Annotated in this window: 19 protein-coding genes and 1 pseudogene; all 20 read right to left on the bottom strand. The window is 36.5% G+C overall.

Annotated elements, in window-relative coordinates; genetic code table 11:
* Positions 1 to 350: 350 nt before the first annotated feature.
* Positions 351 to 3116 (bottom strand): hypothetical protein, encoded by a 2766-nt coding sequence (locus AC3B6D_RS05540; RefSeq protein WP_489775124.1) that lies wholly within the window; start codon positions 3114 to 3116, stop codon positions 351 to 353.
* Positions 3117 to 3652: 536 nt separating this feature from the next.
* Positions 3653 to 6292 (bottom strand): hypothetical protein, encoded by a 2640-nt coding sequence (locus AC3B6D_RS05535; RefSeq protein ID WP_489775123.1) that lies wholly within the window; start codon positions 6290 to 6292, stop codon positions 3653 to 3655.
* Between the two features lie 462 nt (positions 6293 to 6754).
* Positions 6755 to 7234: a sigma-70 RNA polymerase sigma factor region 4 domain-containing protein gene (locus AC3B6D_RS05530; protein ID WP_489775122.1), complete on the bottom strand. Its 480-nt coding sequence runs from the start codon at positions 7232 to 7234 to the stop codon at positions 6755 to 6757.
* Between the two features lie 173 nt (positions 7235 to 7407).
* Positions 7408 to 8202, bottom strand: a complete 795-nt coding sequence (locus AC3B6D_RS05525) for a hypothetical protein (RefSeq protein ID WP_489775121.1) — start codon at positions 8200 to 8202, stop codon at positions 7408 to 7410.
* Positions 8203 to 8372: 170 nt separating this feature from the next.
* Positions 8373 to 9293: a peptidoglycan recognition protein family protein gene (locus AC3B6D_RS05520; protein ID WP_489775120.1), complete on the bottom strand. Its 921-nt coding sequence runs from the start codon at positions 9291 to 9293 to the stop codon at positions 8373 to 8375.
* A 230-nt stretch (positions 9294 to 9523) separates the two neighbouring features.
* Positions 9524 to 10636 carry a GH25 family lysozyme gene (locus tag AC3B6D_RS05515; protein WP_489769502.1) on the bottom strand — a complete coding sequence of 371 codons (1113 nt, stop codon included), beginning with the start codon at positions 10634 to 10636 and terminating at the stop codon, positions 9524 to 9526.
* Between the two features lie 2 nt (positions 10637 to 10638).
* Entirely contained in the window at positions 10639 to 10980 is a 342-nt protein-coding gene (locus AC3B6D_RS05510) for a hypothetical protein (protein ID WP_489769501.1), read from the bottom strand.
* 118 nt (positions 10981 to 11098) lie between these two features.
* The gene (locus tag AC3B6D_RS05505) at positions 11099 to 12373 is read right to left on the bottom strand and encodes an NlpC/P60 family protein (RefSeq protein ID WP_489775119.1); all 1275 of its coding nucleotides are present in this window, start codon (positions 12371 to 12373) and stop codon (positions 11099 to 11101) included.
* Between the two features lie 28 nt (positions 12374 to 12401).
* Positions 12402 to 12677: pseudogene (locus AC3B6D_RS05500) on the bottom strand (hypothetical protein); the annotation flags it as partial.
* 983 nt (positions 12678 to 13660) lie between these two features.
* Positions 13661 to 14110, bottom strand: coding sequence for an ArpU family phage packaging/lysis transcriptional regulator (locus tag AC3B6D_RS05495; protein ID WP_489769499.1), 450 nt, complete (start codon positions 14108 to 14110; stop codon positions 13661 to 13663).
* A gap of 113 nt (positions 14111 to 14223) precedes the next feature.
* Positions 14224 to 14418, bottom strand: a complete 195-nt coding sequence (locus AC3B6D_RS05490) for a DUF1492 domain-containing protein (RefSeq protein WP_489769853.1) — start codon at positions 14416 to 14418, stop codon at positions 14224 to 14226.
* Positions 14419 to 14782: 364 nt separating this feature from the next.
* A complete protein-coding gene (locus AC3B6D_RS05485; protein ID WP_489775118.1) occupies positions 14783 to 15130 on the bottom strand; it encodes a hypothetical protein in 348 nt (115 codons plus the stop codon).
* Positions 15131 to 15167: 37 nt separating this feature from the next.
* Complete coding sequence (locus AC3B6D_RS05480) at positions 15168 to 15512, bottom strand: hypothetical protein (RefSeq protein ID WP_489775117.1); 345 nt, start codon at positions 15510 to 15512, stop codon at positions 15168 to 15170.
* Between the two features lie 54 nt (positions 15513 to 15566).
* Positions 15567 to 15911, bottom strand: a complete 345-nt coding sequence (locus AC3B6D_RS05475; protein ID WP_489775116.1) for a hypothetical protein — start codon at positions 15909 to 15911, stop codon at positions 15567 to 15569.
* A 113-nt stretch (positions 15912 to 16024) separates the two neighbouring features.
* Positions 16025 to 16369, bottom strand: a complete 345-nt coding sequence (locus tag AC3B6D_RS05470; protein ID WP_489769495.1) for a hypothetical protein — start codon at positions 16367 to 16369, stop codon at positions 16025 to 16027.
* Positions 16370 to 16423: 54 nt separating this feature from the next.
* The gene (locus tag AC3B6D_RS05465; RefSeq protein ID WP_489775115.1) at positions 16424 to 16771 is read right to left on the bottom strand and encodes a hypothetical protein; all 348 of its coding nucleotides are present in this window, start codon (positions 16769 to 16771) and stop codon (positions 16424 to 16426) included.
* A 639-nt stretch (positions 16772 to 17410) separates the two neighbouring features.
* Positions 17411 to 18487: a glucosaminidase domain-containing protein gene (locus AC3B6D_RS05460; protein WP_489775114.1), complete on the bottom strand. Its 1077-nt coding sequence runs from the start codon at positions 18485 to 18487 to the stop codon at positions 17411 to 17413.
* Positions 18488 to 18685: 198 nt separating this feature from the next.
* Positions 18686 to 20215 carry an SLAP domain-containing protein gene (locus AC3B6D_RS05455; protein WP_489775113.1) on the bottom strand — a complete coding sequence of 510 codons (1530 nt, stop codon included), beginning with the start codon at positions 20213 to 20215 and terminating at the stop codon, positions 18686 to 18688.
* 423 nt (positions 20216 to 20638) lie between these two features.
* A complete protein-coding gene (locus AC3B6D_RS05450; RefSeq protein WP_489775112.1) occupies positions 20639 to 23059 on the bottom strand; it encodes a DUF1542 domain-containing protein in 2421 nt (806 codons plus the stop codon).
* Between the two features lie 269 nt (positions 23060 to 23328).
* On the bottom strand, positions 23329 to 23865 hold the full coding sequence (locus AC3B6D_RS05445; RefSeq protein WP_489775111.1) for a TetR-like C-terminal domain-containing protein: 537 nt from the start codon (positions 23863 to 23865) through the stop codon (positions 23329 to 23331).
* Positions 23866 to 24021 lie beyond the last annotated feature (156 nt).

The raw sequence follows: 24021 nt of genomic DNA, 5'->3' as shown, positions 1-24021 counted from the left end.
GATTATTTGGCAAAGATCGTGGACGTTCAAATGAAACAATTTGCTATTCCTTTCTTTAGGATCTGGGTTTACAGTTTTTACACCATAAGCACCACTCCCTTTCGGAATAGCCACTGCCTTAGCATTTAACTTTACTTATTAAGTATACCATCAAAAGTGGCTAAATCCTTGATTTACAAGGATCTAGCCACTTTATTGTATCTCTTAAATTAATTTGGTGAACTATTTTGAACCAACAAACAATTACTATGGTGAAAACTAAAAACAATGCTATTATGACTCGAACCAGAATTTTAAAAATCTAGCTCCTAATTGAATACTGATTTTTTTACGCCAATATTTTCTAAAACTTAACTCAGTCCATTTACTGCTGTCCAAGTGATAGTACCACTGTAATCACTATTTTGAGGGCGAACCTTAGGAACTGTCAATTTCCACTGGCCCTTCCCGACTTTGTTAGTTAAATCAACAATGCCATCCGTCGTAGTATTACCGGTAAATTCAGTCTTTTGGCCCAACTTCGTTCCAGTCTCCACTGGCAGCCAGTCTTGATCTGTTTTCAAATCTAAGCTCCAATTTTTAGTAGTTTTTTTGTTTTTACCGACTAAAGCTTGATTAAACGAAACTTGAACGTTAAAATTCTGCGAACCTGTGGCCGCATTAGTACTGTCAGGACTAAAATGTTGAATTTTTAAATTCCCCACAGTCGAAGCATTTGTCCCACTATCTTTGGGGATACGAATTTTATCAAACTTGATTTCCGACGGTACTTCCTTAATCGTCAGCACGCCCGTCCGTGTCAAAGTTACATTAGCTTCGGATGATTGCTTAGTACCATCACTACTAGTGCCACTTAATTCACTGTGATTGACGAAATTAATAAAATTATCCTGTGCGGAAGTTTGCGCTTGAAATGTAATTTCAATTGAACTGCCCGGCGGAAAAATCGTTCCAGAAGGGCTGTTCATACTAAAATCTAAGGGCTGCGTTGCGTCAGCAACACTGGGCGTCAAATTATATTTGGTACCGCTAGGAGTAGTCAAACTGATTTTGAGACTGCCCGAAGAGTAAGTTAAACCTTTCGGCAAATGATCACTAAAAGTAATCGGTGACTTCAAGTTTTGACAGGCGTATGACTTATCATCCATTTGATAATCCATTTTAAAATTGATTCGATCACCTGGTTGAAAAGTCGTTGTAGTATTATAGCTTGTTTGTTCTGCTCCTTGAGTTGCTTGCGTTAATTGTCCTTGATACGGCGCATTATAACTATTCAGATTCACCGTTTTAGTTGTGGAAACATTGCCTGCCCGATCAACGGTGGCAGCATGCAAAAATTTTGAATGTCCTAGTGAGCGTTGAGCGTCAAAACCAACATTCAAATTATTGATATTTGGTACCAGATGTTCACCACTTCCGTCCGGCCGGTCCACATTTGTCAAAGTCACATTACCATAAGCATCACGCCGCGGCGTGAGTGTTTCCGAAGCTTGATCATCAATTTTGTATAGATAACCCCAGACACCACTTTCAACTTTTTGGTCAATCCCATTCGATTCAATTTCACTATCTGAAAATTGAGAAACATTGGCTTGAATTTTAAAACAATAGACCGACCCATTGTCACCATCTTGAGTAGCATAAGAATTATTGTCATTTACATGCTTATCTAGCGTAATATGGATTTTGTCTGGATCAGTTGGTTTAGTAGCATAGATAGTAGGCGTGTTCGGTGCGGCCTTGTCTTGAGCAGTTTTAATCGTCGCTGAATTAGTCATTGACAAAGATGAAACGTAGTAAATCGTATTGACAATAATCTTCGCTTCGTCCGGTGTACAAGCTCCTGTAGTATGGCCAGTTTGAATCATGGCATAGTTATTTTTGGTAATTAAATAATGATTATTATCACCCAAGTCAGTTTTAGCCGGAGCTTGTCCCACTGCTAATTCGTACAAATTATTAGCACTATTAATCGCAAACGGATGACTATTTTCCGCATCAGAATACGGCTGATCAAATTGCATCCAGCGCTCTGCTTGACCACTATACATATAATATTGGCCAAAAGTATGAGAATTAGAAATCGTATAATCGCGATCAATTGGTAATTCATTAGGGTACTCGGTCAAAAAACCGGTATGAACAAATTTTACTTGTTGTGAACCCACGCGTGGTTGCACTTGCCCATCGGCCACTTGAACAACTTTAATCCCTAATTTATCGGCTAAATATTGGTTAAAGTTGGTATGTTGACCAATTGAGTGATTACCCGCCACGACATCATGACCAATAATGACCGCCCGACCAGCATTACCAAACTTAGCCACCGCCTGACTAGCAGTAGTACTAATATCTTGGTGTAGATTACTATCTCGTGAGCCAAAATAAATGGCATCATATTGGAACGCACCCGAACTATGATTAGTATACAAATAATAATCAGGATTACTGTTAAAGTTAGGCAACGACACTTCCGTTACATTTAACATACTTTCATGATCTGAAGCAGGATCGGGATTTTTATCATAACCGGTCAACCAACTTTTCAAAAAACGTCCGTTATGTTTACCGTCATCAGGATAAACGTTCAAGACTTTCAAACGGCGCCCATAATTAATGGGCTCAATAGTCCAAGTCTTCGCACCTATTAATGCCGAATTCACCTTATAACCGCTATTTAACGTATATTCTGAAGAATTGCTTAAATCATCCCAATTCAAAGTAACATCACAACTTTTCGATTGTGAATTCCAAGTACTATGTCCAGTTAAACTAAAACGAGGATGAGCACCAGGAGTAACATACTTCGTAGAGTTATAGACTGGCTCGGGAACTGCTGCATCCCCTAAATTAGAAGTAGTTTTGGCGGGTGTTTGAGCCACGCGAATCGCTTTGGTAGGCGATTGTTGCGTTGTTGGAGTGGACTGAGCAACTGGTTGTCCCAAATTTTGCACTTGGTCAATCATAGATTTTAAATCAGTGCCTGTTTGCTTTTTAGCGGCAACTGCAACTTGAACTGGTTGGGCACTAACTGGTTCTACCCCAACATTAATGCCTAAAAATCCGATCGCCACCACTATGATTGTTTTTTGAATTAGCTTTTGTAATTTAAACATCATTACACCTTTTTTCATCGCAACTGACATTTAGCAACTAAAACCAACCAACTCTGAACTCACATTCGATTCCAGCAAGATTATTTTTTACAATAATTAAAAATATTTTCCGAAAATTATTTTCAAAATAGCATTTATTTAATAAATAAAGCCTAATTTTAATTAAAAACACGTGAATTATTTACGTAATAATTTTAATGCAAAACAATCATTAAAGTCAATAAAAATCCAATTACTACGCAAACGTTGATTGAAAAAAATAACTTTTTTTGATATCGAAGCAAATTTAATTTAATTATCATTTAGAATCCACATATTCTCGTGCGTGAATTTACTTTCTTTCACCAAATAGATTCTTAGTGCCTCTTGTCAGATCTTAGTTTTTAAAAACTATGTAAATTGCAAATGAAAAAGGTTGGAACAATAACGAGGTTTAAGGCACTATCAAAAGAAAATGTCCGTTGAAATTGACGAACAATCCTTTTTACCTCAACCTCTAATTATTTTGTTCCAGCCTTTGCTAAAATGTCGTTCACTTAATTGATTCCATTGACCACGCTCCAAGTGATGGTTCCTTGATAATCATCACTCTTCGGATGTGTCCGGGGAATGGTTAACCGCCATTTACCGACTCCAATTTGCTTAACAAAATCGACGATGCCCCCTTGCACATTACCACTAAACTGCGTTTGTTGACCCAAGTTTGTCGCAGAAGTGACCGATTGCCAACCATTGTCCGTATCCAACTGTAAATTCCACCCCGTTACCGGCGTGAGCAATGAATTACGTAATTGCTGATTAAACGCCACTTGCACATTGAAGTGCTGACTAGCAGCAGTAGTCGAACTAAAATGCCGCACTTTCAGATCACCAATCGTTTTAGTATTATCATTGTTGACTGGTGCGCTCTTCACAGTCCCAAAGGCAATCTCTTGGGGCACACTCGTAATTTCTAACACACCAGCCCGCGTCATCGTTAGATCACTAGTGGCCTTTTGGGATAGTTGATCACTACTCTTGCCCGTCACTTCGGCATGATTCATGATTTGGACTAAATTATCTTGCGCTGACGTTGCAGCTTGAAAAGTTACTTCAATTAAACTCCCCGGTGGAAAAATAGCCATTCCATCTGGACTCGACAAACTAAAGTCCAGTGGCTGATTAGCCTGTAATTGCTGTGGCGTCAAAGTATAACTTTGTCCACTAGTTGTTCGCAGTGTTACCTGTAAGCTGTTAGGCACATACGTTAAGCCGACTGGTAAATGATCACTGAAGTGGATGGGTGCTTGTAAATCTTGATAACTATAAGCTTGATTTTGCATCTGGTAATCACTCTTCAACTGGACAGTCGCGCCAGGACGAAAAGTTGGTGTCGTTGAAGCAGCCTGTCCATCCACTTGCCCTGTTGTCGTTAAGGTGCCTTGATACGGCAAATTATAACTATTCAGATTCACCGTTTTAGTTGTGGAAACATTGCCCGCCCGATCGACGGTAGCAACATGCAAAAATTGCGAATGGCCGAGTGAACGTTGGGCGGTAAAACTAACTTTTAAATTATTAATATCTGGTGTCAGGTGTTCACCACTCCCATCACTGCGGTCAATGTCGGTTAAAGTAACATTCCCATAGCTATCATGATTGGGCGTCAAAGTGGCGGTAGGCTGATTATCAATTTGGTAGAGATAACCCCAAACACCACTTTCAACCTTTTGATGAATGGCATCCGAATCTAGTTCTTCATTCCTCCCGGCAACATTAGCCGTAATTTTAAAATTATAGAGATTACCATTATCGCCGTCTTGCGCGTTATAACTCATTCCAGCAGCCACATGCTTATCTAAAGTAATATTGAGGCAGTTCGGATTACCAGGATTAGTATTAGCCAGGCTCACGTCGGGTTCATTGGGCGCTGTTGTATCTTTGGCGGTTTTAATATTAGCGGTATTCGTCGTCGTTAAGGACGAAACATAATAAATGGTATTCACGATAATCCGCGCTTCATCAGGGGTACAAGCTCCTAAAGTGTGACCGGTCTGAATCATCGCATAATTATTTTTGGTAATTAAGTAATGATTGTTATCGCCTAAATCGCTTGCCGCTGGTGTTTGACCACTGCTTAATTCATAAGGATTACTGGCAGCGTTTAAGGCAAAGAAATGACTATTTTCAGCATCTGAATAAGGTTGATCAAATTGCATCCAGCGTTGGGCTTGCCCGCCATAGAGATAGTACTGCCCAAAAGTATGCGATTTGGAAATCGTATAATCTTGATCCGTAGGTAATTCATTAGGATACTCAGTTAAAAAACCAGCGTTCACAAATTTAACTTTGGTCGAGCCTACCCGCGGTTGCACTTGCCCATCGGGCACTGCCACGACTTGAATTCCTAATTTATCGGCTAAATATTTGTTGAAGTTAGCATGTTGTGCTAGCGAATGATTGCCTGCGACAACATCATGACCAATAATCACTGCGCGACCCGTATTCCCGAACTTGGTCACAGCTTGGCCCGCCACATCACTAATATCTTGATTCCCATTGCTATCTTTGGAGCCAAAAAAGAGGGAATCATATTGATAGGCACCATTTTGATGATTTTGATATAAATAATAATCGGGATTTTTATTAAAAGTCGTCAGTGGCACTTCAGTGATATCTAACAAACTCGAACCGTCAGAGGGATCTTTATCATAGCCAGCAAGCCATTTTTTCAAAAAATTTCCTTTATCCGGATACACATTCAAAACTTTGAGGTGCTTGCCATAATTGATTGGTTCCATCAACCAGCTCGCATTACTCGCTGATGAAGAATAAACTTTATAGCCACCATTAAGCTGATATGGTGCCGCTGGTGCTGTCAAATCATCCCACTTTAACGCCACATCACAGCTTTTCGACTGCGGATTCCAAGTACTCGTACCAGTTAAGCGAAAGTTTGCTGGTTGATAAACCTGCGAGTTATATACAGGTTCACTCATCCGCATCCAAGGCTCTGTTGCAGTTAAACTGGTAGTTGGCGCTTTGCCGAGTTGCTTGCTAGTCCAAGGCAACAATGACGAAATTTGCGCGGCCACCACTGTGGGATTACAACTTTGCTGATTAAATAAAATAACGCTCACTAAACTAACAGTTACCAAACCCATGAAAATTTGGAAAACTTTTTGCCTTTTTAACATCACTACACCTATTCTCACTGCATCTCTCATGGTTCTCGATGCAAAATTAAACAATTTTTCCAGTAAAGATTTACTTGAAAAATAATACAAATTATCAGTGTCTTTGATATCAAAGAATTTATTTAGCTATAGCATTTAATCAAAAAATAATTAATTATTTTGTAAAAAAGTTCAATAAACTGTTTGTGCATCAACTACTACGTAACAATTGATACTCCATTTTAGTGCTCATTAATTCACCAAGTCAATGAAACTTTCCCCTTTAAAAAATCACTTTATTTGATATTAAGGCAAACAAACTGAGTATATATTGGCAGTAAACCATAATTCATTTAATCTTAAAATCCTTAATAATATTTATGTTATTCTAAGCAGGATAATTATTAGAAAAATATTAAAAAAACACAATTAAAGTTATTCAAACGTCTTTAAACTTTAGTTGTGTTTTTTCAATCGATCACTTTATGATATTAATTTCTGACGAACTTGGGCGCGAATTTTACGTAAATACCGCGAACTTTTATGAACTTGTTTCGCCAATTGCGTTAGTGGTACTTCTAGAATACAGGCTTGCAAGACTTGCCGTTCTAATGGTGCTAATTGCCGAGCCTTTTGGTGTAACACTACCTGCCAGTCGCTAAGTGCCGTGGTCGTCTGATCTGGTAAATAAAAGAGTTCTTCCACCGACTCATGTTGCTGGCGGTGACTTTGGCGCAATTGATCTTGCGTGCGCCAGACAATCTTTTGAAAAATATACGGTGCAAATTGACCAGCTGATTGCTCAAATTGGACCCACGTCGTGGCATACAGTACTAAGGCATCCTGAAAATAATCTTCATAATTCAGATTATTGCGCCAAACCCCAGCTTGTTTCAAGGCGCCACCAATTAAGCGTTGATTAGTTAAGGCTAAATCAAAACCTTGCTGTAACGAATGTTTCACTAGTTCAAACTCCCATCTTAAGTTTGCACAAGCGCTTGTGTAGCTTTAAGATAACAAGCCTGAACTTCCCATAAAACACGCGTTAAACACGACTACCAAAGGATTGAATACACCTTTTTTGAATTAATTACCACTGGTTGCGCGCAACTAATCTGCAACCGCGGGCGCAATTACTACCATAAATAGTGCGCCGCATGTAAATTACTTTGCCAAAACCGCAGTTGCTCTTGCTGCAATTGCTCATTTAAATCCAAGTCGGGATCTTTTAATAAGTGAGTTAAAGACCAGGTTTGAAAACTTTGTAAAAAGTCTTTGACTTCTAAGTATGTGGTTGGTAATTGGCGATGTAAGGAGCAGTGACAGTTAATCACCTGCTTCAATAAGCTACTCCAAACGATCGGTTTAAGTTCCAAGCCTAACTCTTGAGCTGCCAGTTCAAATGCCCGCACATTATATTGCGCGTAAAAGCCAGCTTGATGAATTGCCGTCCACAAATCATGCCGGCGGCTATAAGTAAATTGTAATTGTTGTCCGGACTCATCATAAAAAGTTGCTTGTTGGTGTTGAAGGTCTTGTGCACAATCAATCTGCCCGTGCAAACCAATCCAGTCACTGTTGCCATGACCAATCGCCCCTAATGGAAAATACACCAATGAACCTAAGGACAGCGCCAATAATCGTGAGTGCCCATGATATTGAATCAAGCGACGGGTATGATACAAATCGAAGATATGTTGGTGAAAATAGTTATTCCAAATTTGACGAGTCGTTTGGCGAAGCCCAAAATAGCCCAATTGTCGGTCAAAAATGACGGTTGGATATGCTGCTTGACCTTGTAAATCAAACAAAGCAATGGTTTGTGCCGTTAATTGAAATTCTTGGCGAATGGGTAATTGTTGGTGCGCAATCGCTGCTTTTAACACCTCTTTATTCATCACTGGTACTTTGGTTAAATCGTAATCTTTCATATCCCAATACCTCTTCCTTATGATTGGAGCAGCCGTGTGTTAACGGTTGCAACAATAACAATTTAACGCGAATCACTTAAAAAGACTACTCTTTTTGGTAAAAAAGATCACAAAAAAAGACTATTAGAAAAAAATCACTAATAGTCTTTAAATAATTATGATAGTTCTTTTTAGTGTGTGGAATAACGTAAAATTGTTGTTTGAGTACTAATAGCCCATTCGGTTGGGTCAACTTTGTAGTACGTAATCCCCTTATCAACAGCAGACTTGTTGTAAACCCACTTTGTATTAGCAGGAATTACCCGTGCATCACTCTTAGTAAAAGTTCCATCAGAATTGCGTGTATACAAATTGGAATAAGTTTGATCAGAATTTACTTGAATAATACCATCTTTACTGTTGCCAGCAGCAGCATTATTGGCAGTATCGTTCAACTTATCATATTGGCTTTGAACCAATTGATAGAATTGATCCATGGAGTAACCCCATTGACTAAACCAACCAATTGGGTCAGTATGCCCACCAGCAGAAGGGTGATACTGATTAACCGCATTATGTGACCAGATCGTACCACTACCAGTATGATCAGCCAATGACGGCTTCAAGCCATATTTCTTCAACATATAAGCAGTAAAGTAAGCTTGATTATTCACTGAACGAGCAAAACCATCATAAGTGTTTTCTTCACATAATTCAATTTGGATAAAGCGTTGGTTCGCCCAATAACCAGCTCCCCAAACCCCATAGTCAGTATTATGAATTTGTAAAATGTGGTTAGCATCCGCAAACGCATGTACATAAGTTTGGGCGGTTTGCCATTCGCGGTTGAAGTAGGTCACTTCATCCCAAGCAGTAGCATTTTTAGTAGCTGTTTCGTGGATAACAACCCCTTCAGGCTTACCAACACCATTTTCATAACCAAACATTTGGTCAAAAGTCCCATTGACCTGTTGAATGTTACTTGGTTGAATATTATTGCGCTGAATGTATTCATTAACAGTTTCAGCTTTTGTGTTTTGACTGGTGAAGCCAAAGCCAATAACTAAACCAAACATCAACGAAATAATTATTTTTAAATTTCGTTTCAGCATTTTTATTTCCTCCATTTTTAATCTTGTAATCATTTTAACAATAAATAAATTTCAGAACAATATCTTTAACATTTGTGTAACATAAACGCAAAAGACTTATAATCTCGATAATAGTCATTGAGATATAGATGTTAGATTTTGACATTGAACTAAACCATCATACCATTAATATTGATTCGTACTCGGAGGAAAATAATTAATGGAACATTAAGCCCTTTATTTTCAATTAATTATCCTTTAAATCCAGATCCAACTTGATACTTCGCTGCGACATATTCATTTGCTGCCACTTTATAACAATAGCCAACCCCAGCAATATTATACAGTTTATCATTCGTTTTCCATTGTGTTCCCCCTTTAAAAGTTAAATTTGAATTGGCAATTTCCTTACCAGTACTATCGACAGCATTGGGACCATAACCGTTTAAATAATTAATCGTCAGTAAGCCTTTAAGATTAGTATTTCTTTGTGGTAGATAACTATCACCGCCGACTAAAAACATCGGACGATTATTGTTATCAGGTATTATCTTAGAAGCTGCCCAACTAGTATTATTTAATAACGGCGTCGTATCAAAAGCAGAACTATCACCGTGAAACATAGTTGCAGCATTCTTATCCGTGGTTTGAGTGGTAACAACATTATTAATAGTATTAACAGTCTTTTGTCCAGCAGTGTAAAAATCATCATATAAATTAGATACATCAAACTGCCCATAACTACCAGTAAACGACATATCTGACGCAAATTGCCAAGCATGATGATTACTATAAGAAGTTAAGTTCCAAGGATTAGCAGGATATTGAGCGATCCACCCTTTAGATACGGGAAATTTGACCCCTACCCAACTAGCCATCGTATAGATATTCGGACGATAACCATATTGCTGAACAACATTCTCAAACGCTTCATTATTGGCTTGATTTTGCGAATAGCTCAGTGCTTGTTGTTCAGAAGCTTCAACATCTGCTACCAAAACAGCCCCAACAGGTAAGCCATCAGCCTTAGCGGTTTGACAAGCATAGTCTGCCTCGTTTTTAGCTTGTTGAACCGTTTGATAGCGGGCAAAATGATAACCATTAATATATAGACCTGCTTGCTGGGCAGTTTTAATATTATTAGCTGCCGTAGGGTCTTGATAGTCAGTTCCCTCACTAATTTTGGTGACCACTGATTTAACGCCATAATGGTCGCGCATATCTACAAAATTAGCATAAGTCATATCGCCATTATGATTAGAGACATCTACCATATCGGTATTAGCAGCTTGAACTGACATAGTAAAAAAGAGTAGTTCCATAACTACTCCCCAAAACAAATTCACATAAACTTTTTTCAACATCATCACTCCTTATCATCATCTAAAATTTTTAAAGCTAGCACTTTATTGTAGAGAGTTTTACCAGTTCCATCGCCGCCGACACTTGCATAACCTTTATACAAGTGCTCAATATTATCCAACTCCGTTAAGGAAATTGAACCTTTACTAATAAAAAAAGTACATCGTTTATACAAAGAATCATGCAGAATTGCTTGAATAGCTTGTTCTGTATGGGTGACGCGCGCATCCATTTTAGAGACACGTGAATTATCATGCATAGATTTTAGTGCTTTTTTACATCCCAAATAGGCTGCTGGAATTGGTAATAAGGCGATAATTATTTCAATCCAAGACCACAGACTCATTCAGATCATCTCCTTTAACTCCTAAAACAAAAAAAGCGATCAAACAAATAGAAATGCAATTCTATTTCTTTAATCACTTTTTCTCCTAATTTAATTCTAGTCACTTGATTTACCTAATTTAGATAGGTCGAGCCAATACTTGCGATGCTCCAGCATTTAATAAACTATAAAATGCATTACCCACCGTCCAAGTATTGACACCATTGGCATTAGGGTTACCCCCCATTTCAATAATCGAAGTGGCATTGCCATTCCAGTTGCTAGTTAAGATCGCAGTATGTCCGTTGTTACCTGCTCCCGAACCAGAATTCATAATAATAATATCACCTGGTTGAGCTTCACTAGTTGAGACCTGCTTTAACCAATTGTGATTATAACGAGCATCACTTTCCATAGATCCTGTGTACCATTGCATATTGTCCGGAACACTGCAGCCAGCTTTTTTAAGAACTAACCAAACAAAACCGGAACAATCGGTTTGACCATAACGATTAGGATTAGCAACCGAGCCAATATATGATACTCCGTGAACTTGACTATAAGTGAAGTAACCTAACATGCTTTCAGCAATATTGACAATCTCACTACCAGAACCACTCACCGTTACATCTAAACCGGCAACCCAATTAGCGTATCCTACATGGTACCAACTATAATTCCAGTTATCAACAACTCTCGTATCATATTTATAAGTTAAACCCGCAGTCAAATTATGTCCTGAACTAGAACCATTCGGAGCAAAACGAACTAAAGCTCCATTTGAGTTTAAGGTTCCTTTTACATGAGTAGCACTTTGGATTTGATCGCCCACTTCTGTTTCACAAACCCATTGGCCACCGCCAACATGATACCAATTACGTCCTTGCTTATCCACGGCGGTAGAATTATATTTCCATTGCGTATTAAAGGCTAAGGTTTGACCAGTTAAACTCCCATTAACAGTAGCATAGACTTGTGCTTTACTCTCTAGCACAGTAACAACTCCTGAAGTTTTTAAGGTAATATCCAAGCCGGCAACCCAATTAGCGTAACCGACGTGATACCAAGTATACCCCCAAGCGTCAACCACTTTAGTATCATAAGAGTAAGGTTCATTGGCTCCTAAATTAAAACCAGCTCCCGAACCATTAGGAGATATCCGAACAAAGGCTCCACTAGAACTTAGTACTCCTTTCGTGTGTGTAGCACTCTGAATTTTCACGCCAACTTCTGTTTCACAAACCCATTGGCCACCACCAACATGAAACCAGTTGCGACTTTGGTCATCTGTAGAAGTATTATTATATTTCCATTGCGTATCAAACGCTAGAGTTTGTCCTGTTTTACTACCATTAACAGTAGCATACACTTGAGCCTTGCTTTCTAAAACTGTTACAATTCCTGAACTATCCATAATATCTTTCCTCCATTATTTTATAAACTTAAAGAACATAAATCGTTGCATAAGTGACGCCATAAGCTGGAATTTGCGAATTAGGCAAAGCAATATCAATTTGATTTGGATTTTGATTAACAAAAGTTCCAGTATCATTCACCTGGCGATAAAGTACTGTTTGTCCATTAACTGGTTGATCCAAAACAATCTTCAAATTAGTTCCTTTAGGATAAACATTTAAGTTGGCCGCAACACCACCATATCCCATCGAAGATCCCAAAACTGCTGGATCATAGAAAGTAACTTTCACACGCGCTCCATTACCTGGTTTGGAACTAGCCAAGATGACATCGTTAGCTGACACCCAATTAGCAAATCCCACGTGATACCAAGCATTACCATTAACATCAATGGCCTTAGTATCGTATTTATAAGATTCTCCTGCTGTTAGGTTAAAACCAGCTCCCGAACCCTGAGGCGCATGATAAACAACGGCGCCATTGGAGGACAAAGTTCCACTAACATGAGTTAAACTTTGTAACTGATTGCCAACCTCTGTTTCACAGACCCATTGACTACCACCAACGTGATACCAATTACGTCCTTGACCATCAATAGCCACCAAATTATACTTCCATTGCGTATTAAAACTTAAAGTTTGACCAGTAGCACTGCCGTTAACAGACGAATAGACTTTGGCCTTGCTTTCCGTAACCGTTACAACCCCCGAAATGTTTAAATTGACATCCAATCCGGCAACCCAATTAGCAAAACCAACATGATACCAAGTGTAGCCCCAAGCATCGATTACCTTGGTATCATATCGATATGACTCTTGAGCAGTTAAATTAAAGCCTGCACCAGAACCATTCGGTGAAACCCGCACAAAAGCACCATTAGATTTTAAAGTTCCGCTAGTATGAACGGCGCTTTGAATTTTCACGCCAACTTCTGTCTCGCAAACCCATTGACTGCCACCAACATGAAACCAATTCTTACCTTGACTGTCAGTAGAAGTAAGATTGTATTTCCATTGCGTATTGAAAGCTAATGTTTGGCCAGTTAAACTACCAGCAACAGCTGAATAAACTTTGGCTTTACTTTCTAAGACAGTCACAATTCCTGAATTATCCATTTATAAAACTCCTTTCTACATCCAAATTATTTAAATATATAATTAATCCATAACAATCACCCCCTTTCTGGGTACAAAAAAAGCACTTCATTAGAAGTGCTTTAACTAGCTATCTTTTCTACGCTATCATTATGCAATGATTTAAATATCATAGGTGTTTCAAACTTATCTTAAATTTGTTTCACTTGTTCATTGTAAACTACTAATTCTTGAACAACAGGTGGCCAAAATTCGGCAAAGTCACACAAAGCTAACTTACGATGACGATAATAACTAGAACGTTCATAGTGTAGACGCTCCATTATTTCCTGGTCACTATCTAGCGGAGTTAAATAAGTGTACTTTAAAATTTGTGCATGCTGCTTGTCATTAATCATCTCGTTAATAATCTGTTCACACCAACCACAAAAAGTTTTTTCATCAATATGTGACACTAATCGATCTTCTACATGATTCTTAGAATGATCATTTTGGGTAACGGTTTCAAAACTAGGCGATTGAATACCAAAGTTCCATCTTTGAAGTAAATCCTTCTTATGTTGATATTGACTTAAAATATTATCTGCATTAATAGCTGTTTGTTCAATATTAAGTAATTGTGACTCTCTTCTTCTTCTCATTGTTAACCTCCTTGTAATGTCTTTCAAAACTTTCAACAATACTATTATGCAATGGATATTATCCCAAGAGTGTTCCTTTAATGTGTCAAAAATATCCCAACTATTATCAATGTTTAATCATATACTTTTAACGAATCAAAGCGATTGGGCCAAAATTCCGCAAAATCACATAGGGCTAACTTTCTGTGACGATAGTAACTAGAATTACTATAATTAAGTTTTGTCATGATAGCCCTATCATTCTTTAAGGGTTTTAAATAGGTATATTGAAGTATTTGGGAATGTTGTTGATTAGAAATTCTTTGCATAATTATCTCTTCACATATATTGCAAAAGCATTGATTGATAAAATATTTTAACATCAAGTATTCTGATAATTTTTGCGAACGAGATGCATCAATCAGATAAGAGTAAATCAGATTATACCTAATCACAGCAGCTCTTTTAGTCTGATATTGAATTAACAAGTTATTAACATTAATTGATGTTAAATTCTGATTTAAAGAATTATTATTTACCATAGTTATATTCATACCTTTCTTACAAAAACCACCAAGCTGTTTATATTAGTAATTAAAGTAATTAAATTGAATAAAAAAGACCCCTTTTATGTAAGAGGTCTTTAAAGCTAATAAGTAAATTGTGATCACAAAATTACATTACAGTTTTTAATTAATAAGAGAATACTACATCAGAAGCGGACAACCACTTATTAGGAGCAATTCGAAAGAATTCTTCACCCGTGGATGAGTTATAAGCGATTTTATCAGTTTTCCAAGATGATTGATAATAGACACCACAATCAGGCACCATTTCTAGATTATCCTTATAAAAATGAGCAAAGTTAGAAGTTACAGTAACCACGCCCTTAGTTGGGCTAATCGTGATATTTCGAGTGCTAACTTGTGTTACATCGGGGGCAACCGTGTCTGCTGAAACAGCAGTTAATCCAGTCGTCACAACAGGGGCAAGCATGGCTGCACTAGTTACTAACATAATCAAACTTGACTTGAATCTCATTATAAGCTCCTCCTTACAAATAAAACTTTACCAATTATTATGAAAAAACAACGTCATAAGAATTAACCCATTTATTAGGTGCTACGCGAAAGTATTCGTTACCAGTAACCGTATCATAGGCAATTTTATCGGTTTTCCAAGATGATTGATATTTGAAGGTTAACCCTTGGACAAGAGCAAAACTATCATTGTAAACTCGACCATTTGCTGCAGTTATGGTTACCGTACCTTTGGTTGGACTAATAACCATATTACGGGTGCTAATTTGTCCTGAAGTGCTGCTAACAGTAGCTGCATTAACACTAGTTAAACTAGTACTGATAGCAGGTGCTAACATCAACATACTTGTTGCCAATATAGTTAAATTTGATTTTAACTTCATAATTTTTAGCCCCTAACTCTATCAATCAAATTAGTAAATATAACAACTAAATTATTAAGAAAATACTACGTCATCGGAAATTACCCACATATTAGGAGCAATCCGAAAATATTCTTCTCCTGTTGCTGAATCATAAGCAATTTTGTCTGTCTTCCATGCAGATTGATATTTTAAAACCCTACCAGGTTCCACTTGTAAATTATCATCGTAAATTCTACCCCATTGTGCCGTAATGGTAACTACACCATTAGTAGGACTAAGATTCACATTGCGGGTACTAACTTGCGTGGAATTATCATTAACCGTATCAGCACTCACACTAGTTAAACCTGTACTAATAACAGGTGCTAACATCATAGTACTAGTCATTAACATCATTAAACCTGACTTTATTTTCATAATATTCATCCTCCATAAATTTAATTTTACTTAAAAAATATCAATGCTAAATATTAACTGCAAAGCTGCAAGTATAGCAGAAAGCCTTTTCATCTGAAAATAGTATAAAAATATTAAGAAAATACTACATCATCAGAAATTACCCACATATTGGGAGCAATCCGAAAATACTCTTTTCCTGTGACTGAATCATAGGCAATTTTATCTGTCTTCCATGATGATTGATACTTAATATAACGCAATGTAATCTGTTTAAAATCATCAGTATAGAGACGACCATTTTCTGCAGTAACAGTTACTACACCTTTAGTGGGACTAATAACAACATTGCGGGGACTAACCTGTTCAGAATTATCATTAACCGTGTCCGCACTAACACTAGTCAAACTAGTACTAATAACTGGAGCCAACATCAATACACTTGTTGCCAACATCATTAAATTTGATTTAAGATTCATGATTTTTTAATACCTTCTAACTTAAAAGAAATATTCCAACCGTCAATAACTAAATTAGTATGAAAATACTACATCGTCGGAAACTAACCATTCATTCGGTGCAATCCGAAAATATTCTTTCCCTGTTGCTGAATCGTATGCAATTTTATCAGTTTTCCAAGCTGATTGGTATGTTACATAACGCTCAGCTACCAGCTCAAAATTATCCGTAAACAGACGTCCTTTTGATGCAGATACGGTAACTACACCTTGGGTTGGACTAATAACAATATTACGAGTACTAATCTGTGCAGAGTTATCATTGACTGTATCCGCACTAACATTAGTCAGTCCTGTACTTATTACCGGGGCAGCCATTGTTAAACTTGCAGCTAGCACTACTATCTTTGATTTCCAGGTCATTACTTTTTCCTCCTTATAATACCTTTATTTTGAAACCGATTAAATTATAACACCAAAAATTAAAAAATTAATAAAATCCAATCAAACGCTATGTTTTTATCTCTTAACGTTTTTGTTTTTAGTAAAAATTTATAGTTTAATAATTTTAAATCAAAAAATAAAAGAAAATATTTATGGTTAATAGAAAAAATAAATTATAGCTAGTTTAATTTGTCAATTAATATAATTCCATTTTTTTGACGTTCAAATCATAAGCTTAAGATCCTACAATTTCATAACTGATATTTCAGGTATAAATAACAATTAAAAAACCAAAATAAAAATATCAGTTTGGTTGAAATTTGATTATCATTATTCAAAAAAGTTAATCCTTTATGTCAGATAACACAATCAAGAATCTTTCAATATTGAACTAATATCTCTCGAATAATTTTGTATATTTTGATATTCAAAACCGTAGTAATTTCCATATAGTCATACTGTTACTACTACTTGATTAGACTTGATTGGATAATATGGAAAAATCCTTTTTTAAATTTGCTTACATAAAAAGGATCTCCGAAATTATAATAAATTCAGAGATCCTTTTTACAAGCATTAATTATACATAAATATAAACAAATAAATTAAAAGACAAAATTACTGCATTATAGTTACATCATTAGCTAAAACCCATTCATCACCAGCTACTCGATAATACCGATAACCATTAATATTTTTAACTTTATCAGCTTTCCAATCGGTATTCTTAGGCAAAACCCGTGCTTCTATTCTAGTACCATTTTCATCATATAACCAAGCATACGACACAACGTTCGTTGTCCGTACTACGTGACGAAAAGTCTGAACTTGACCTGGCTGCAAGTTATCACTAGTATTGTCAGTCGTTGTAGAACTACCACTTGGTACTGTGGCATCAGCAGCAGCTGTATTATCATATTGCGTCAAATTATACGTATCAATAATGTCATTTAACTTGCTAGCATAAGTTGGATCCGTTGCATAACGTCCTTGCAACCAAGCTGTTGCATCGCGATAGCTAGTTGTATTCTCACGCCAAGTACCACTGTAATAGGAGCTATCCCAACTGACGCCATAACGTAATTTATCCCCATTATCATTAAAAGATTCCAAATAACTAGGATATTTACGGAAATAGGCATCAACTGAAACATACTGACCGTTAATCCACTCTAAAGTCGGCATATCCACTGAGGCACCATTATAACTCCCCTTAATGCCAAATAAATTGTAATTGGGGGCTTGGGACAAAGCTGATGTTCCCCAACCACTTTCCAAAATAGCTTGAGCCATCATGACTGATGGATACAAATTGCGCGAATTAGCAGCTTGTTGAGCGTAAGGAGCGATTTGTTGAATAAAGGCTTGCTGAGTACTAGTTGTCGCAAAAGTCCCTTCAGTGACCATCTTAGGGCTAATAGCCGGGGTTGCTGCTGGTGACACTGGACTAACCGTTGGATCACTATTTTGTGTCGAAATTGCATGACCGCTATCTTGTGTTGCTTGCGTTGCCTGTGCAGCCGTTTGATCAGTAACTTGTGAATTATTAGTTACTTGTTGTTTTGAACTAACCTGCTCATCACTAATAGTTGATGAGTTATTGTCAGCTGCTTGCGTTAAATTAGCTACACTTGGTAAAACGGAAGTAGTTAACAAAGCAGCTGTTAAAGTTGAAGTAATGAATGTTTTCTTCAAGAAAATCCCTCCAGAATTGATTACACTTTGATATTAAAGTTTTCACTAAGTGATTGCAAGTCATTAGATGATTTGTAACTAAAATAAAACATATATTTAATGGCCGCTTCATAGAGAGTTGTTTTGAGATCAACATTCATTTATTGTACAAAAAAAGCCTCTCAATCAGAGAGACTTTCAAAATTGAAATTAATTCAATTATTTAGCAGGAACTGCTGTACCTTTAGATGCAGAAGAAATCCATTCTGTAGGTGAAACTTTATAATAAGTTGTACCACCAACAACGGCTTTCTTATCATAACTCCATGAAGTACCACTTGGAATTAAACGTGCTGGATTAGAAACAAATTTACCATTTGTTAAGTTAAAGAGAACAGTGGCAACACCATCAGTAGCAGTGTTAAATACACCCTTTTCTTTAGTTGTTGTAATAGCTGATGAAGTGTTATCAGAATTAGATGTTGAAGAATTGTCAGTATCTGAACCAGCAGGTGTAAATGTTACATCAGTAGCTGCAACATATTCCTTAGGAGATACTTTGTAATATACTTTATTATTAGCTAATTTAGTTAACTTACCATCAACTGCCCAGCTTGTGTTAGCAGGAAGTACACGAGCAGCAATGGCATTACCCTGTCTGTCAACCAATTGAGCATAAGTTACATCAGAGTTAACTACAGCAACACCCTTAACTTTTTCAAGAGTTGTTCCTGTTGTATCTTCAGCAGCTGAGCCATTAACATTAATAGGAGTTGTTAAAGTGTAAACTGTTGTATCTGCTTTAGTAACATTAGCACCGTTAGCATAAACTGTTGATGGTGTCATTCCTGTAGGAAGAGATACTGTAGCTAATTGACGATAACTATAAGTTACTTTATTACCGTTGGCATCTTTGCCATCTTTAGCGAAGTGACTGCCAGCAGCAGTTGTATCTGCATCTGTCCAAGCAGTTGTTGTGCCATCGGCGTTGTTAACCTTGTATTGAACAGAAGCTTTCACATTAGCACCATTAGCAAATGCAGCAACTGCTGCACCGTTTTGGTCTTTAGCAGCTACTTTAGCAGAGTCACTGTAACTAAAGTCAGAAAGTGATTCGCCAAATTTAGCATCAAGAGAAGCAGGTGTTGTCAAGTATAATGCAGTTACTTGACTAGCATCACCAGCAGCAGCTTTAACATTCATTGTGAATGTCTTAGAAGCAATTGTTGAAGTATTCTTAGCATCTTGAATAGCATAAGTAGCAGTTAATGAACCACCCTTGCTTTCAATTTCAGCAACTTTATTATTCAACTCATTTTGAGAATTTAATGTTAAGTCACCTGACTTAAAAGTAACCTTAACTACGTTATCTGCAATACCATTGGTCAAAGTTGAACCATTAGGAGTAGCAGATTGGAAATATTGTAAAAATCCTTCAGCTTTGTTGTTAGCATCCATGATCTTAGAAACAGTTGTATCACCATAAGCAGTAGACAAAGCTGTCTTAACATTCTTGAATGCTGTAGCATTTGAAGTAGTATCTGTGTTAGAACTGCTCAAATCGTAGTTAGCACTTGTATTTTGGATTCCTGCAAAAACCTTGTTTGCAGCAGCAGTTGCATCTGATGTAGCATCAGCTTTAACAACTTGTGTACCAGAAACGGAACTAATTGCTGGGGCAGCAACTGGAGCAACAGCTAACAAAGCAGCTGCTACAACACTAGCGCCCATTAATGAAGTTTTCTTCATAATTGGTATTCCTCCTCGAACTATTATATTTATAGAAGATACTGATATTATAACATAAAATAAACAACTGTTAAAATGTACACTAAATGATAGTAATTGGTAGTCGTCGATGTACCATTTTATCAATTATCTATGATCAATATCTATCTTTACCAACAATGCTATTTTAACTCATTTATGGGGTTTTGCAAGCGATATTCTTTCATCTACACATAATATTATCAATTCGTAAATATTTTGTTACACAAATAACATATTTAAGAAGCGTACTCATCTCAATTTAATAAGTCTAAAAATGAAATCACTGTAAAAGCCTTATTTGAATGGGAAAGCAAAAAAAAAGCTCAAGACAATTTCTAACAAAAAATTATCTCAAGCTTTTATTAAAAGCAAGTTAAACTAATTAACTAATCTCACAATCTATTATCTAGGAATTGCTGTACCTTTAGATGCAGAAGAAATCCATTCTGTTGGTGATACCTTGTAATAAGTTGTATTGCCAACAACAGCCTTCTTGTCGTAACTCCATGAAGTACCACTTGGAATTACACGTGCTGGATTAGAAACAAACTTACCATTTGTTAAGTTAAAGAGAACAGTGGCAACACCATCAGTAGCAGTGTTAAATACACCTTTTTCTTTAGTTGTTGTAATAGTTCCGGCAGCTTCAAAGTTAACATCACTTGCTAAAACATATTCGTTAGCAGCAACTTTATACATTTGACGTCCGTCAGCTAAGGTAATTAATGCATTTGTCTTCCATGCACTATTATTTGGCAATAAGCGAGCACTTACAGCATTACCAGCTTTATCATAAACCTGTGCAGCTCCAGCTTTAGTAATTGTTACAACACCATGCTTAGCAACTGTCGTGCTTTCGTTAGTATTTGTTGTTTCAGATGTTGTTGCTGAACTATCAATAGGTGCTGAAGGTGTAGTGTTACCTGGTGTTGCTGGTGTTGTATTATTGCCACCTTGAGCAACAGTTTGGTCCACAATACCCTTGATATTACCAATAGCAGTAGCTTCAAACTGATTTACTTGGTCAATTGATGTTGCACGATCAACATCGTTTAAACCAATTTCATAAGCCTTCTTAACTACATTATGAGCAGCAGACTTCAAAGCATCAGAAACATTCAAACCATCAATTGATTTATCTGTTCCATCGGCAACAGCTTTCAATTCAGTCTTAGCCATCTTTTGAGCATCTTCCAATGAAGAAGCTTGACTAATAACACCCTTTAAATTAGAAATTAAATTAGTTTCAGCATTTGTAACATCATCTAAAGTCTTAGCTTTATCAATGTTGTTAAGGCTCATTTGATATGCTTCTTTAGCTGTCTTTAAAGCTGCACTCTTCATCTTATCTGATAAGTTAGAAGCGTTAATTTCTTTGTTAGTGTTGTCAAGAATTTGCTGAGCTTCTGTCTTAGCTTGATCTTTAGCATCATTTAAAAGACTATTAGCACCTTGAGTATTAGTTTGATCTACAATACCTTTGATGTTACTAATAGCAGTTGCTTCAAATTGATTTACTTGGTCAACAGTAGATGCCCGATCAAAGTCATTTACACCAATTTCATAAGCTTTTTTAACTGCATTATGGGCAGCAGACTTATAACTGTCAGAAACTTGTAGGCCATCAATTGCCTTATCTGTTTCGTCAGCAACAGCTTTTAAGTCAGTCTTAGCTTGATCTCTTGCATCACTTAAACCTGTTGTTTGAGAAACAATAGATTTAATATTATTAATAGCAGTTTCTTCAGCTTGATCTACTTGAGCTTGTGTTTCAGATTTATCAATATCTTTTACTCCGATATTGTAGGCATCTTTAACTGTAGCATGAGCAGCAGACTTCAAACTATCCGAAACCTGTAAACCATCAATAGTTTTATCTGTTTCATCAGCGACAGCTTTTAATTCAGACTTAGACATTTCTTTTGAACTATTAAAGTCGTCGGCTGTTTGTGATTGAGTATCAATACTATCTAAGTTGGATTGTAAAGTATTCTTAATATCAGTAATGTTATCAGCTGTTCTAGCCTTCTTCAAATCATTTAAAGATTGGTTATAAGCAACCTTAGCAGCATTATGAGCAGCGGACTTCATTTTATCGGAAACATTCAAACGATTGATTGCACCGTCTGCTTGATTGTAGATTTGTTCTAATTTACCACTAGCATTATCGCGAGCACCGGTAACATGTAGTTTTAAAGTAATAGTATTAACAGTTGCGCTAGGATTATCGTTAGGATAAATAGCGATCTTTTCTACTACATCACCACCAATTGCTAAAATGCCGTTTACGGTATTAGTCATCTTTGATAAATTAGCATTCGTAACTTCATAAGTATTAGCTGAATCGTTATTAAATTCAACTGTTACCTTTTTACTATACTTATCAGCAATCTTCCAAACATTTGTTGCGTCCACAGTCGCACCGTTATAAAAACGTTGAGACATTCCACTTAGTGTTCCAGCTTGATCAACTAAGCCCTCTTGACCATTAGCTACTCCTAAAGCACCACTTCTATCTAAGAATGTTTCATTAAGACCCATAGCAGCTGCTTGTTGGGTAGTAATAGTAGTCGTATCTGTAGAAAAATCACTTACAAATTTGTTAATAGTTGTTACATCACTAGCTGCAGTATCTGTAGCCGTTGCATTACTATCAGCGCCTGTTGCTGTCGAAGTTCCGTTAGCATTAGTTCCTGTTGTTGTAGATGCTGTGTCACTAGCATTAGTATCAGCAAAAATACTTGTTGCTTGTGTAGCAACTGGAGCAACTGCTAATAAAGCAGCAATAACTACACTAGAATGCTTTAACATATTTTTATTCATGTTAAATTACCCCTTCACAATTTAAATTTAAACACATCATAAAATAATTAGTTTCAAATTTAATTATAACCACTAATTAATTTTTAGCAACCGCTTATTTTAGTAAATTTTCTAAAACCGAAAAATATTATGTTAATAATCGATATCATTTCACAAGAAATATCTTTTGAATTATTTATAATAAGATTCATTTTCTTGCATATTTCTAATTTAAATTACAAAAATAAGTTTAAAATTTCTAATATTATTAATATGATTAACCAAATGAATCAATGATGATCAAACGGTCCCATTTCGATCATCAATTGGCTCAATTCTTCGGGGGTAATATCTAAGTCATTCTTGAGCCACAGTTGCACCATGGCTAAGCCCCCAGCGATTGTATAAATCTGCTGGTAAACATTCCCCGTATAGGTATTATTCTCCTGAGACAAGTTCAGTAAATCGGTATGAAACTTATCATTAATTGGATAAGTAAACATCACTTTCATTGCTTCTTTATTTTGTTGCACAAACGTCAGAATTTTTAAATACAATTGATCCATCTGTGACTGATATTCGGCCATTGATAACTGCTTTTGTTGAAACAAATATTCTATGAAGGCATGCATGACGTGATCTTCAACTTCTAACAACACATCATACGTTGAATTATAATGCGCATAAAACGTCGACCGATTAATCGGAACCTGATCACATAGTTGCGTCACTGTAATATCATCTAAGTCATTTTTTTGCATCAAATTAATCAGTGTGTGTTGAATCTGAGTTTTCGTCCGTTGGACGCGCCGATTCTCTTTTGCCATAATATGTCTCCTTAATTGTTATTTATTGATCATACTACGATCTATCATACAACTTATCCAACAAATAGTCTAAAAGTGTATGAAATCTTTTTTAGCTTTTCTGAAACCTCATTTTATGTTTTCATTTGATTAAAAGCTTAATTTTCATTCTAATTA

The organism is Bombilactobacillus sp. ESL1097, from assembly GCF_058107205.1.
This window is presented reverse-complemented; position numbering and strand designations above follow the sequence as displayed.